The sequence below is a fragment of the Sphingobium sp. WR1 genome, assembly GCF_059693745.1.
In genome coordinates, this window is record NZ_JCATID010000007.1 from 28,179 (window position 1) to 41,851 (window position 13,673).

At 61.1% G+C, this 13,673-nt stretch carries 12 protein-coding genes; 4 read left to right on the forward strand and 8 right to left on the reverse strand.

Going from position 1 to position 13,673, the window contains the following annotated elements; all coding sequences use genetic code 11:
- Positions 1–11: 11 nt before the first annotated feature.
- The 5 genes from AC58EF_RS10755 to AC58EF_RS10775 are packed head-to-tail and all read right to left on the reverse strand — an operon-like array spanning position 12 to position 4,016.
- On the reverse strand, positions 12–836 hold the full coding sequence (locus AC58EF_RS10755; RefSeq protein WP_497276170.1) for an urea amidolyase associated protein UAAP1: 825 nt from the start codon (positions 834–836) through the stop codon (positions 12–14).
- Positions 833–1,294: a CopG family ribbon-helix-helix protein gene (locus AC58EF_RS10760; protein WP_497276171.1), complete on the reverse strand. Its 462-nt coding sequence runs from the start codon at positions 1,292–1,294 to the stop codon at positions 833–835. The genes AC58EF_RS10755 and AC58EF_RS10760 overlap by 4 nt, the downstream gene beginning before the upstream one ends.
- 13 nt (positions 1,295–1,307) lie before the next feature.
- Positions 1,308–2,093, reverse strand: coding sequence for an ABC transporter ATP-binding protein (locus AC58EF_RS10765; protein WP_497276172.1), 786 nt, complete (start codon positions 2,091–2,093; stop codon positions 1,308–1,310).
- Positions 2,090–2,905 (reverse strand): ABC transporter permease, encoded by an 816-nt coding sequence (locus tag AC58EF_RS10770; RefSeq protein WP_497276174.1) that lies wholly within the window; start codon positions 2,903–2,905, stop codon positions 2,090–2,092. Before AC58EF_RS10770 ends, AC58EF_RS10765 begins: the two co-directional genes overlap by 4 nt.
- Positions 2,906–2,933: 28 nt before the next feature.
- Positions 2,934–4,016 (reverse strand): putative urea ABC transporter substrate-binding protein, encoded by a 1,083-nt coding sequence (locus AC58EF_RS10775; RefSeq protein WP_497276175.1) that lies wholly within the window; start codon positions 4,014–4,016, stop codon positions 2,934–2,936.
- A 738-nt stretch (positions 4,017–4,754) separates the two neighbouring features.
- Between AC58EF_RS10775 and AC58EF_RS10780 the strand changes: the two genes are divergently transcribed.
- Positions 4,755–7,175: a TonB-dependent receptor gene (locus AC58EF_RS10780; protein WP_497276176.1), complete on the forward strand. Its 2,421-nt coding sequence runs from the start codon at positions 4,755–4,757 to the stop codon at positions 7,173–7,175.
- A 77-nt stretch (positions 7,176–7,252) separates the two neighbouring features.
- Entirely contained in the window at positions 7,253–8,170 is a 918-nt protein-coding gene (locus AC58EF_RS10785; RefSeq protein WP_497276177.1) for an MBL fold metallo-hydrolase, read from the forward strand.
- Positions 8,171–8,614: 444 nt separating this feature from the next.
- On the opposite strand, the gene AC58EF_RS10790 is transcribed toward AC58EF_RS10785, so the two are convergent.
- Positions 8,615–9,583 carry an aldo/keto reductase gene (locus AC58EF_RS10790; RefSeq protein WP_497276179.1) on the reverse strand — a complete coding sequence of 323 codons (969 nt, stop codon included), beginning with the start codon at positions 9,581–9,583 and terminating at the stop codon, positions 8,615–8,617.
- A gap of 179 nt (positions 9,584–9,762) precedes the next feature.
- A complete protein-coding gene (locus tag AC58EF_RS10795; protein WP_497276180.1) occupies positions 9,763–9,903 on the reverse strand; it encodes a hypothetical protein in 141 nt (46 codons plus the stop codon).
- 318 nt (positions 9,904–10,221) lie between these two features.
- On the opposite strand from AC58EF_RS10795, the gene AC58EF_RS10800 reads away from it, so the two are divergent.
- On the forward strand, positions 10,222–10,665 hold the full coding sequence (locus AC58EF_RS10800; protein WP_497276182.1) for an Lrp/AsnC family transcriptional regulator: 444 nt from the start codon (positions 10,222–10,224) through the stop codon (positions 10,663–10,665).
- Complete coding sequence (locus AC58EF_RS10805) at positions 10,662–11,150, forward strand: Lrp/AsnC family transcriptional regulator (RefSeq protein WP_497276183.1); 489 nt, start codon at positions 10,662–10,664, stop codon at positions 11,148–11,150. Before AC58EF_RS10800 ends, AC58EF_RS10805 begins: the two co-directional genes overlap by 4 nt.
- A gap of 132 nt (positions 11,151–11,282) precedes the next feature.
- On the opposite strand, the gene AC58EF_RS10810 is transcribed toward AC58EF_RS10805, so the two are convergent.
- Positions 11,283–13,604, reverse strand: a complete 2,322-nt coding sequence (locus AC58EF_RS10810) for a TonB-dependent receptor (protein ID WP_497276184.1) — start codon at positions 13,602–13,604, stop codon at positions 11,283–11,285.
- Positions 13,605–13,673: the final 69 nt, after the last annotated feature.

A 13,673-nucleotide genomic window follows, 5' to 3' on the forward strand; every position in this document is an offset into this window, starting at 1 on the left:
TTGTTTCCTTCTCAGCGGCGGAAATAGTCTTCGACATTCTGGAAGGCGCGCAGGCCCTCCGGCGTCGCATTGCGGATGGGGTCGGTCTCGGGCGTGACGGGTCCGCGCCAGGCGGTCGCGCGCAGCCGGGTGATGGTCCAGTCCGCGCGCGGATCCAGCACATGCGGGCAGTTCGCGATGACGACGATGAGGTCCATCTCCATGCGCAGCATCACGCGCCGCCCGGCTGCGAAGGGGCCGACCTGCGGGATGATGGTGCCGTCGGCGGCGATGGTCGCGCCCTTGAACAGGTTGACGCAGGGATGGACGTCGCGCCGGCCAAGGCCATGTTTGGCGGCGCCTAGCAGGAAGCGGTCACGCCCGTTAGGATGGGGGCCGCTATTGCCGCCATCGCCATATTTCGCGGCGTTGGTCGCGGCGTTCGATGTTCCGCAGAAGGTGTCGTGCGTGCCGGCGTCATCCTCGACGATGCTGGCCAGCACGCGGCCCATGTCGGACAACAGCAGCTTGCCGGCGCCCAGATAGGCGTTCCACTGCACCTTGACGGTGTCGGCGACATTGAGTCGCTCGCTCGGCATCTCGGCGTTGAACAGCAGCATCGAGGCGCAGGCGTCGCCCTTGAGGTCGATCAACCGCAGGCGCGTGCCTCGCGCGAGCCGCCGCGTTGCATAGCCGCCCGCCGCGATCGTCTCTTCCCACAGCAGCTCATCCACCGCCACGCCAGCCGGCAGGTCGTTTGCGACCGGCGGCAGCATCGGCATGGCTTCGACCAGAGTGCCCGCCATGCTGCGCGCATGATCGCGCGCGGCGAGCGGATTGGCGAGGGGTTCGGTCATGCGACTTCTCCTGCTTCCTGTTCGTAGAGTGGCGGCAGCAGCGCGGTCGTCGTCACCAGCTGAAGCTGGTGCACCCCGCGCACCCGGCGGAGCGCATCGCACAATTCCTTCAACAGCACGGCAGGGCCTTGCACCAGCAGAACCTCAAGGGACTGATCATCCTCCAGGAAGACATGCTGGGAGGATATGACCTCCTTCAGATATTCGGCCTGGGTCTGGGCGAGCTGATGCCGCACCCGGCCACGGTCGCCCCGGTAGACGAGCGTGATCGTGCCCGCGAGCATCTCATCCGGACGGGTATAGGCCTCATGCTCGGCGAGGGAATGACGGATCAGCTCGGCAATCAGCTGGGACCGCGACGGCAGGCCGCGTTCTTCCACCATCATGTCCAGCTGCCTGAACAGATCCGCTGGAAGGCTCATGCTGAGCCGTGCGAGGCCCGGGGTTTCGTTGCTCATCTATAGATCTCTTTCAGTCGCTGGAGACTGTCTGCAATGGGGCGGGATCAGCGTTTTCGGGCGGTGGATCAGGCTCCTTCTTGCGCAGGGCGAGGTCGTAGACCGCCGTCGCGCCGAAGCGATGCGGCGCGTGCGGATCCTGACGGCGCTTGTCGATCGACAATACTCTGGTTCCGAGCGAGAAAGCCTCGCGTATGTCGTGGGTCACCATGATGATCGTCAGGGCATAGTCGCGCCACAGCCGGGAGATCAGCGCGTGCATGTCCGCGCGGATGCCGGGATCGAGCGCCCCGAATGGCTCGTCAAGCAGCAGGATGCGCGGGCGCTTGACCAGCGCCTGGGCGATGGCGAGCCGCTGCTGCATACCGCCTGACATCTGCGCCGGGAAAAGGTGCATGGAATCGCTGAGGCCAACAGCTTCGAGCATGTAGGCCGCCTCGGCCTCCGCCGTGCCGCGCGCCTTGCCGAACAGCCGCGCCAGGAAAGGCGCTTTCTCACATTCGAGGCCGAACATGGTGTTCCGCAAGACGGACAGATGCGGAAATACCGAGTAGCGCTGGAACACTACGCCCCGGTCGGGTCCACATTCGGGCGTCAGCGGCGTCCCGTCGAGGAAAATGCTTCCCCGCGTCGGCATTTCCTGGCCGAGGATGATGCGGAGCAAACTGCTCTTCCCTGCTCCCGACGGGCCGACGATCGAGACGAAGGAGCCGGACTCGATGTCGATGCTGACCTTCTCGAGGACGATCTTGTCGCCATATTCGACCCAGACGTTGCGGAGGCTGAGGAGCGGGTTCAATGGCTCGCTCCATGCGCCCAGGGGAAGATGCGGCGGCCAAGAAGAGTGAGCGCCCCGTCCATGAGGATCGCCAGCAATGCGATCCAGATGACATAGGGGATGATAACGTCCATCGAAAGGTAGCGCCGGACGAGGAAGATACGGTAGCCAAGGCCCACGTCGGAGGCGATCGCTTCGGCCGAGATGAGGAACACCCATGCCGGGCCGAGCGCCAGGCGCACCGCATGGAACAGGCGTGGCATCGCCTGCGGTAGCGCCACCCGGATCATGATCTGCCACGAACTGGCGCCCAGCGTCTGCGCCTTTATGATCTGCTCGCGCGGGAGGGCGGCGACATGGGCGGTGATGTCGCGGACCATCACCGGCGCGATGCCGATGACGATCAGCGCGACCTTGGCGGTCTCGCCCAGCCCCAGCGCAATGAACAGGATCGGCAGCAGCGCGATCGGCGGGATCACCGCGATGCCCGTCACCAGCGGCCCGAAGGTGGCGCGCACCGGCGGCAGCACGCCCAGCACCAGACCGACGAGCAGCGCCGCCGCGGTCGCGATACCCAGGCCAATGCCCAACCGTTGCAGGCTGGCGAGCGTGTCCGCCCAGAAAAGAAGCTGCCCGGTCAGTTGGTCCGGCTGAAACAGCAGGTCCGACATCGCCTGCGCCATGCCGCTGGGCAGCGGCAGGATCTTGTCCATCGGATTGGCGGCGTGACGATTCGCCGCGAGGAAGAGATATAGCAGCACCAGGAGCAGGATCGGCAGCGAACCCAGAAGGATGCCGTCGCCCCGGCGAACATTTCGGTTCACCCAACGCATATCGTCAAACCACCCTCGCTAGAGCCGATCACAATTTGCCGGTTGCCGCCAACTTCATGAAACTCTCATCGAACCGCAGCGTCACATGCTGCGGGTCGCCGAGCGTCTTGCCGCCGGGGAAGCTCATGCCGACCGCGTCGGCCGATGTCGCGCCCTTGAACAGCCCGTGGGAAAAGCTGAAATTGCGGACATTGGTCATCGTCTGGATCAAAGCCGGCGCAGAGGTTGCCGTCACGGCCGCCTTCGGGTCCGCATAAAGATGGGTAGTCTTGAGCTGACTGTCGAAGACCTCCGGGCTGGCACCGGCCAGCTTCGCCATGGCGGCGCGCGCTTCCTTGCCCTTGGCGTCCTGTCGCTGGAGCAGGGCCATCGTTTCGTACCAGATGCCTGTCAGCGCCTTGCCCAGGTTCGGGTTGGCCTTGAGCGTCGCGGTGTCGACGACCATCAGGTCGAGGATTTCTCCGGGGATCTGGGCTGAGCTGAAGACTTCCTTCGCACCCGCCTGTCCCTTCATGACGGTGAGCTGCGGGTTCCAGGCGACGGCGGCGGTTGCGTCCGGGCTGCCGAAGGCACCGACGATATCGGCGTCGGACGTGTTCACCGTCCTGATGTCGGTCGGCTTCATGCCGGCTTTTTCCAGCGCGCGTGCGAGCAGATAATGCGACACAGACAGTTCCACCAGATAGACCTGTCGCCCCTTGATCGCAGCGAAATTGTCGGCGCCCTTGAGCAGGACACCGTCATTGCCGTTCGAATAGTCGCCCACGATGATCGCGCTGCTATCCTTGCCCCCGGCTGCGGGAATTGTGAGCGCGTCCATGTTGGTCACCGTCACGCCGTCAAACTTGCCCGCTGTATATTGATTCACCGACTCGACATAGTCGTTGACCTGAACAATATTGATCTTGATCCCATATTTGTCGGCCCACTTCTTCACGATGCCCGCTTGCTGGGCGTAGGGCCAGGGCACCCAGCCGGCATAGATCGACCAGCCGATGTTGAACTCTGTCCGGGACGTCGAAGGTGTTTGCGACGAGGGCGCGCATGAGGCGAGAAATAGTGCGCCGGCGATCAGTGCGAACTTGCTGGACCTGCCCATCAACCCGATCATGATTCGATCCCCTTTCGCATTGCAGCATCACCGCAGATGCAGCCCGTGTCCATCGCAAATATTACATTTTTGGAAAAAGATAATAACAATTACCGATAGCGGGTTTCGCGTTCTAGATCGTTGGTGTTTCCTTCAACTAAACGAATCTTAGGTAAAGCCAGCCGTATGAGCGTCATATGACGTGGCGCAAAAGATGATTCTATGATTCGCCCTCCATCCGATATCGCCGCCGGCAAATGTTCGGCTGCCGTCCGCGGAATATGACCTGATTAGGAGGCGGCAGGCATCATGATCGCCTGCAAGTCGCTATTTATGCGGCGCAACATGATCGACCTTAATACTGAGCAAGTGCAAAATTATTACGCTTGACGCATTCCGTAATATCCATACCGTATCGTTCGCCGCCTTCTGAAGCGGGGACGGGCAAAAGGCCGAGGGCATCGGTCGCGAGTGAGGGATCGTGGATCGACAGGAGGTCTGCATTGTTGGTCTTTCAGGTCGGCCGCCATCGGCTGGCGGGACTGACGATGCAGCGTCATGGATCGATTACGCGATCAGCGGAACAGGCATCCCGCAATGCACGGGTTTCAGCCGCAGCAATGACTATCTGGGCATTCGCCACGGTCAGGGACGATCAGATCAAAACGGCTTGGAACGGCCGTCAAGGCGCCGGCTCAGCCAGAGCGTCAAGGGGAAGGATGTCACTTAAAGGCTCAGCAAAAAGGGGTCAAAGTGGCTATGAAATTGTTTCGCAATACATTGCTTGGCGCGACCATTCTTATGGGCGCAGGAACCCATTCGGCCTGGGCGCAGGCCGCGGCGGGCGACGATGCCGGTGGCGGTACTGAAATCGTGGTCACGGCGACCCGTCGCGCGACATCCATTCAGGATGTGCCGATCAACATCAGCGCATTGGGCCAGGAACAACTGGCCCGCCAACGGATCGACGATGTGCGCGACATTGCTGACTTCACCCCCGGCCTGACCATTTCCGACACGGGGCCCGGCTCGACCGGGACGATCGTGCTGCGCGGTCTCAATGCGTCCGACGCGGATACGTCGGGCGCGTCCTATGACGATGCGCTCGGCATGTATCTGGGCGAGGTCCCGCTTTATTACGACTTCAAGCTGCTCGACATTGCGCGCGTGGAAACGCTGCTCGGGCCGCAGGGAACGCTCTATGGCCTCGGCACGATGGCCGGCGCCATCCGCAACATCCCCAATCGGCCCGACACCAACGCATTTGGCGGCGAAGTGCACAGCCGCCTCTATGGCAAGACCCATAGCGAGAAAGCGGGCTATCAGATTGACGGCGTCATCAACATTCCGATCGTCAGGGACCATGTCGCCTTCCGATCGGCCACGGGCTATTATTATGATCCCGGCTTCATCGACTATCCGCTGCTGCTCCAGACGCCTGGCGTCTCGCTGCCGCAGCCGAGCGGTCCTGACGGCGTGACGCCATCGGACTATGCGGCGAACCTTACCGAACGCAAGGATTTGAATTTCGAAAAGACGATCACGACCCGCAATCAGTTGCTGGTCCAGTTCAGCGAAGACCTTAAGGTCAATTTCACCTACGCATTTCAACGGACGAAGACCGAGGGCGGCCAGTATAACAGCAACCGGGTACTGGGAACGGGAAAATATGAAAGCGCGGGCCGCTATGTCGAACCGGTGAACCGCCGCGCCCATCTGGGCAGCATGGAAGTCAATGCCAACCTGGCCGACATCGCGGATCTGGTTGCGACGACCGCCTATACCGACGTCAAGAGCCGCAACCAGACCGACAATACCGACCTGCTGCTCGACCTCGACTATGGCTATGAGGAATTTCCGGCCTTTTCGAGCTGGAACGAATCGAACGATCGCCGCAAGCAGTTCAACCAGGAAGTGCGCTTCGTGTCACGTCATGGCGGCTCGTTCAGCTGGGTGATCGGCGGCTTCTACAACGAGCAGAAGCGCCATCGCGACTATATCGAGCATGTGCCCAACCATCCGTGGGTCGAATTCGGCACCCAGCCCAATCCCGATGAAGTCGAATATGCCTCTTACACCCGGTCCAAAGTCACCGAGAAGGCAATCTTCGGCGAAGGCACGTTCCGGGTGACGCCCGAATGGCAGGTTACGGCCGGTGCGCGCTATTTTGGATATAAGTCGAGGATCGCCGGCGCGCTCGTCGTTCCGCTCATCGGCGATCCGGTCAGCCCCTATGATCTGCCGGCGGCCGGCGGCACCGCGAAGAAGAGCGGCTGGGTGTGGAAGTTCAACAGTTCCTATAATTTCACCCCGGACCTGATGCTCTACGCCACCTATAGCAAGGGTTATCGCATCGGCGGTCCCAACAGCGTGGCGCCCTGCCCCAACCCGCTGCCTAACGACCCGGATGGCGACAATATCAACAATACTCAGCTGCCCTGCGGCCTGCCGAACGAAGTCCAATATGGTCCCGACACGACCAAGAATGCCGAAATCGGCATCCGCACCCAGTTGTTCGATCGCAAGCTGACCTTCAACTTCAACGTCTTCCAGATCAAATGGGACGGCATCCAGTCCGATTCCGCGACGCTGAACGGCATCGTCGGCATCACGGTGAACGGCGGCAAGGCTAAGTCGGAAGGCTTCGAAACATCCTTCCAGGCCAGGCCCTTCGACGGACTGTCGATCCAGGGCACCTATTCCTATGTCGACGCCAAGCTGACGCAGGACGTCCCCGGCATCATCGCCGTCAACGACCCGGCGGGAAGCTACCCCAGCGTGCCCGTCAAGCTGGACGCGCTGTCGGGCGATCGTCTGCCCGGGTCGGCGAAGAATAGCGGCAGCCTGGGCGTGACATATAGCTATCCTTTTCAGGACGGGAATATCGTCGCCGACTGGACCGCCACCTATCGTGGCAGCGTCGTGACGCGGCTCGGGTGGGATCGCGCCTATGGCGACAAGCTGCCCAGCTATGTGCTGCACCGCACTTCGCTGACCTATGAGACGGACACATACAGCGTCGGGCTGTTCGCGAACAATATCTTCGACAAATATGCGGTGGTTTCGGTCGCCAATGATCGTTCGCGCGTCGGACTTAATGACGGCGTGGCGCTGCGCTATTACAAACAGTCGGTGCTGAACCCACGCACCTTCGGTCTTGAGCTGCGCTACAAATATTGACGTCAGACAAGGGCCGGAGCGCCTTCATCATGTGGTGCTCCGGTCCGGCGACCTTCGCAGGAGAATGAGGGACGGCAATGGCAATCGCTGCGCATGGTTTCAGGCGGAAATGGCTGGTCGCCTTGGGTACGGCGCTAATTTTGACGAGTGGCGCGCAGGCTGTTCCCGCACCCAGGCTTTTCCCCGAAAGGTGGATCGATGGCACGGGTGAGGAGCCGGCCACGCAGGTCCAGCCGCTCGACGCCGACACCTTCGTCATCCGGCAATCGGTCAGGACCAATTTCGAGGCGCCGTTCCTCTACCTGATCTTCGGGCGCGACAAGGCGCTGCTGATCGACACGGGTGCCGAGGGCGGGCGGATCAGGCCGACGGTCGACCGGCTGATCGACCAATGGCTTGCCGCGCACGGACGCAGCGCGATTCCGCTGGTGGTTGCGCACAGCCATAGCCATGGCGACCATATCGCGAGCGACGACGCGTTTCGCGCCAGGCCCGACACGCTGGTCATCGGCCTGAAGCCAGCGGACGTCGCCGGTTTCTTCGGCATCCGCAAATGGCCCGACGAGATCGGCCGGTTCGACCTTGGCGGCCGTATGCTGAACATCATTCCGACGCCGGGACACCAGGCGGCCGCGATCATGGTCTATGATTCCCGGTTGAAGATCCTGCTGTCGGGTGACACGCTTTATCCTGGTCGCCTGTATGTGCCTGTCAATTTTCTGCAGGACAACCGTGCCAGCGTCGATCGGCTGGCCGCTTTCGCCCGGCGCCACCCTGTTCGCGCGGTGCTGGGCGCGCATATAGAGATGACGCGCGCGCCCGGCCGCGACTATCCGCAGGAAGCGCCGACCCACCCGGACGAGCATCGGCTGGAACTGTCGGCACGGAGCATCGGCGAACTGCGTGCCGGGCTGAAGGCGAAGCTCGACAGGCCCGGCCAACCGCAGGTTCACAATGATTTCATTATCTACCCGGTGCCTGCGCGCACCGATTGAGGCATTCTGCACAAGACGGAAGGTCAAGTTCCAACGGGAGGTAGGAAAGCACAGTATTTGGAACGGAAAGTCTGCCGACGAAGATATTTCGTGTGGAGGTGGATGACCGCGTTGGATGAATTGTGATCATCGATCACGCTTTCGAGCTTGCGGCACCCGACCCACCCTTCGCCTCTCTCAGCCAGCGGCCAACCAGGACCGCGTACAGAAGCATGAGGCCCGTTTACCCGTCACGGCTTCTTGACCGATTACAGAAGGTGTCCAGATATCGTTCGATGGTGGTCGACACCAGCGTCTCAGGCGGCGGCAATGGGTGACTGGGTCGCACCGCCTAACCCGCCGTATCGATCTGGAAATGGCCCAGCGGTGCGCAGTCGGGCTACACGGCGAACATGCCTTGCAACGGTGGATCGAGAGGCATCCGCTACTCCCGCATCGCCTCCGTCATGTGGCCCGTAATTCGGCTAGTTCGGCGGCGCTGAGGGTGATAGCAGCCGCCTTCACGCTTTCTTCGATCCGCGCCGGGGTGGACGCGCCGAAGATCGGGATCACCTGCTGCGGCTGGTTCACCAGATATGCCAGCACGATTTCCGAAACCGTGGCGCCGTGGCGCTGGGCGACAGCCTTGGCCGCGGCGAAGCGGGCGTTGTTGATCGGATTGTCGTAGAAGCCTTTGAGCGCGTCGGGAACCGCGTCCTCGCCCTTTTCCAACATGCCGAAATAGCCGCGGCTTTGCGCGCAATAGGGGATGATCGCTAGGCCGGCCTCTTTGAGTGCGCCGCCATGGTCCTCGAAATATAGCTGATAGCCCTGCTGCAGGGCATTGCCGTCATGCGGTTTGGCCAAGCCCCAGAAGGGCTCGACCGCGACGAAGCCGGTCTTACCGTGGGCGCTGGCATAAGCATTGGCCTCCAGCACGCGCGTATCGGTCCAATTGGACGCGCCGAACCACCGGATCTTGCCCGCCGCCTTGGCTTCGTTCAGGCAATCTACCAGTTCGCCGACCGGCGTTGCCGGATTGTCCATGTGCAGCCAGTAGAAATCGATCGTATCGACTCCCAGATGGTCCAGGCTCTCATCCAGGTCGCTGGCGATGTCGGTCGGATTGACCCGATTGCGATAATCGCCGACCCGCATATCGAAAAAGCCGCCCTTGGTGGCGATGACGAAATCCGTGCGCTTCTGGCTCTTCAGCCACGATCCGATAGTGCGCTCGCTGACGCCCTTGGGCGCGTCGGGAATCCAGTCGCCATAGGAGCGGGCCGTATCAACGAAGTTCCCCCCCAACTCTGCAAAACGATCTAGAATGACATCGGCGGCGGGTTGGCTAATGGCTGTACCAAATTGGTTGGTTCCGTAGCAAAGTTGGCTGACGGTTAGGTCGGTTTTATTAAGGGTAACGTTTGAAAGCATGGCTGTCTCCCATCGGATTTTCAGTTAATTGATCCGCCCACAGTGGCTGCGCCGATATTTGACGGAGCGTGTCAGGATGACTAGTGCTGTCCCAAGCGTGGCTAACGGCGCGGATGTTGGACATTTGTTGGTCACCGCTTTTTTGCCTGTTATCAATTTGTTGCGGTAGGAATGTCGATTCAGGTGCCGCCCAGTTCCGCAAAATGGTCAAGGATCGCATTGGCCCCCTCTTGGTCGATGGCCGTGCTCAGCATGTTCGTGCCATAGCATAGGCGGCTGACCATCAAGTCGGTGTCGGCGATCTTCACTTTCGAAAGCATGGCTGTCTCCTGCATGGCCTGCCGCCGGCTGTTCCGCTTCCGGTGCAATGGTCGGCGGGCCATCAAATTTCCCGCATCGTAAATTGCTATATAAAATACGCATTACTCCATAAAATTGAAAGTAAAATTATGAAAATATGACTTTATATAGCATATACTCTACGAATATTGTTTGTTCTGTCCGGGTCTGGCCTAGGCCTTCCATGCTTTTGCGCCATGATATCTGGCGCCTCGCATTTCGCCGCGCTATGGTCCGCCCGCAAATGGAGGCGGTACGGAATGCAGATCAGAAGCGGGCGGTCGCAGACACCGCCTATCTTGGATGCCCTTGATAACAGCATCATCGATATTCTGCGTACCAATGGCCGCACGACCAATCAGGATATTGCCAAGCAATTGTCGGTGACGGCTGCAACGGTTTCCGCCCGCTTGCAGAAGATGGAGGATGCGCGCGCGATGCGCGTAGTCGCCGTCACGGATTTCTCGGCGCTGGGTTACAACGTCATCATCGCCGTCGGCGTGAAGGTGCACGGGCGCAGCATTCAGGCGGTCGGCCATGACCTGGCCAAATTTCCCGAAGTGCTGAGCGTCAACATCATGAACGGCGGCTACGATATCGAACTGATGGTCGCCCTGCATGACTTTTCCGAAGTGCAGCAGTTTCTCTATGACCATATCGCCAGCATCGCCGGCGTAGCTCAGATCGATGCCGGCATCGCCGTCGACATTGCGAAATATGAATTCAACGTGGTGCCGCTATGACCGATACCAGCTGGCAGCGCCTGGACGCGCTGGATCACAAGATCGTCGCCAAGCTCGCGCTCGATGCGCGCATTTCCAATCGCGCGATCGCGGCGGAACTGGGCGTGACGGAAGGCACGATCCGCACGCGCATCAAGCGGCTCCAGAATGAAGGGCTGATCCAGTTCACCGTCGTCACGGATTTCCGTATGGCCGGATCGCCGAACCTCTGTATGCTGGGTATTGACGCCGATCCCTCGCGCGTCACCGAAGTTGCCGAACGGCTGAAGCTGATGCCGGAGATCAGTTGCGTCGTGCTGATGCTTGGCCGCTACAATCTGTTGGCCATGGGGCTGTTCACCAATATCGAGCAGCTCAACGAACTGATCGTCGAACAGATCCGCAGCCTGCCGGGCGTCCAGCGGGTGGAAACCTCTATTTCGGTCCACAATCTGAAATATGAGGCCGGGGTGGCGAAGATCACGCCGGCGGCGATCGTCGACTGACGGCTTCTCGTTAGCGGTTCAGATGTCGAGCCGTCAGAAGATGCCGGAGCTGTCAACGCCTGGGGGGCAAATTCCGCGGGGCGAAGGATTGTCGCCTTGTCGGGAGTGATCCCCCGACAAGGCCATTGTTCGTCAAAGCTTCAGCCGGAAATCGACGCCATAGGTCGCTGGCTCACCATAGGTGTTGCCCGCATAGCCGATGCTGCCGAAGTCGATGCCGTAGAGCCGATATTTCGTGTTGAAGATATTCTTCCCCCAGAAGGCCAGTTCCGCCTTCGCGCCGTTGAGGTCGATGTCGGTCAGGGAAATCCTGCCGTTCACCAGATGCCTTGGCGCGCCTGCGATCTCGTCATTATAGGGCGTGCCCACGGTCGTGGGATGATAATAGATTTTGGTGCGATAATCATAATCGCCCCGGACCGAGAGCCGTCCGACCGACAGGTCCGCAATATCCCATTGCGCATAGGCGCTGATCGTTGTCGTCGCACCGACCAGGAAGCGGGCGCTGTCCTTGACGTCGACATACTGGTTCGTGGTCGGGTCGAGGATCAGGAACTGCTTATATTTGCGGTTGGTATAACCCAGATTGGCGCCCAGCGTCACGGCGTCCACGGGCTTTGCGGTCAGTTCGGCCTCGATACCCCAATAGCGCGCCTTGCCGGCATTGACGGTGATGCTCGACGCGCCGCCGGTTCCCGCCTGGAACTGCTGGAGCTGAAGGTCCGAATGACTGGCGTAAAAGCCCGTCAGGTTCAGCCGCAACCGCCGGTCCAGCCAGTCGGACTTGATGCCCGCCTCATAGGAGGTCAGCGATTCCGGATCGAAGCCGGAATTGATCGACCGGGCATTGAACCCGCCCGCCTTGTAGCCCGACGCCGTGCGGGCATAGACCAGCATGGATGGCGTCGCCTGCCAGTTGACGCTGAAGGCATAGTTGACCCGCTGGAAACTGGCGTCGAGTTCGCGCACCAGTGGCGCGCGCTGCACCAGATGCTTCTTGTCGTGGGTATAGCGGATGCCACCCGTCACGCTCAGCGTATCGGTCAGCTTGTACGTGCCCTGTGCGAAGGCCGCGGCCGACTTGTTATAATGGTCATAATCGGTCAGCGTAGACAGCTGCACGCCGAAGCTATTGAGCGTCACGGTCGGTGTCAGCGGGATCGGCACCGGCGAAGGCAGGACCAGCAGGAAAGTCTGCGGATTATATTCGGCGGAATGTTCGTTGAAATAATAGCCGCCCAGAACATATTCGAACCGGTCGCCGATATTGCCGAGCAGGTTGATTTCCTGCGAGAATTGATGTTGGCGGCGCCGGTTCTGGGTGCTGAACAGGTCGATCGGCGTGACACCGAGCGGCACGAAGCTGTTGGGCGGCGCCAGAACCGCCGGGCTGACGGTGAAGCCGACCAGGCCCGAATTGCCGTCCAGATCGTCGCGCGCGTTGCGGTTGGTCCAGCGGCGGAAACCCGTGAGCGAGCGCAGCGTCACGCCGCCCAGATCCAGTTCCGCCGTCAGCGTATGGCCGATCACCCGGTCGGTCATCTTGCCCTGGTTGAGGCGGATCGAATCCAGTCGGTCGGGCGACACGGCCGGCGCATTGCCGCCCAGCGCCGAGGAGGCCTGAAGATAGGCTAGCACATCGGGGCGCACGACCGTCATCTGGAAGGCGGGCGCATAGCTTTCGCGCTTTGACCAGTCGAAGCCATAATCGAGTTTGAGCGCGCCCGTGCGGAAGCTGAGAGCGCCGCGGATGGCATCCAGAACATAGGCGCCCGGATCGCGATTGTCCGGCGCGTTCAGATCATCGACATAGCCGTTCCTCTCCTTGTGGAGGTAGGTCAGTCGCGCCTTCAGGCCGCTGTCGGCGATATTGCCGCTGTCGACCGATGTCTTGAGGCTGTAATAGCCATAATTGCCCGCCGATCCATCGACGCTAGCATGGAAATCATCGGCCGGCTTGGCGGTGATGAGGTTGACCGCGCCGCCGATCGTGTTGCGGCCATAGAGCGTGCCTTGCGGCCCGCGCAGCACCTCGATCCGCTCCAGGTCCAATATGTCGAACGCGCTGCCCGCCGCGCGGCCCAGAATGATGCCGTCGACATAGAGACCGACCGGGCTGTCCGATGTCAGGATTGGGTCGATGTCGCCGATGCCGCGAATGAACAATTGCATGTTGGTGGAGGAGGCGGGGGATGTCGTGACCGACAGGCTGGGCGCCACTGCGGTCAGGTCCGCCGCCGAGGCGATGCCCTTGTCGCGGATCATATCGGCATTGAGCGCGGTAACGGCGATCGGCGTGGATTGCAGATTTTCCGCGCGCTTCTGTGCCGTCACCACGATGTCGGCAATGCCCTGTCCGCCGCTGTCGGCATCGCTGCCCTGTGCCCATGCCGGATGCGCGCCGAAAACCAGGGCGGCTCCGCCCAGCATGAGATAACGCCACTGCTTGCTCAACTCTCAGGTCCTTCCCCGCTATTGGGCAGGCGGGATGTCCTTCCGACCCCGCAGACTGCCGATCCATTG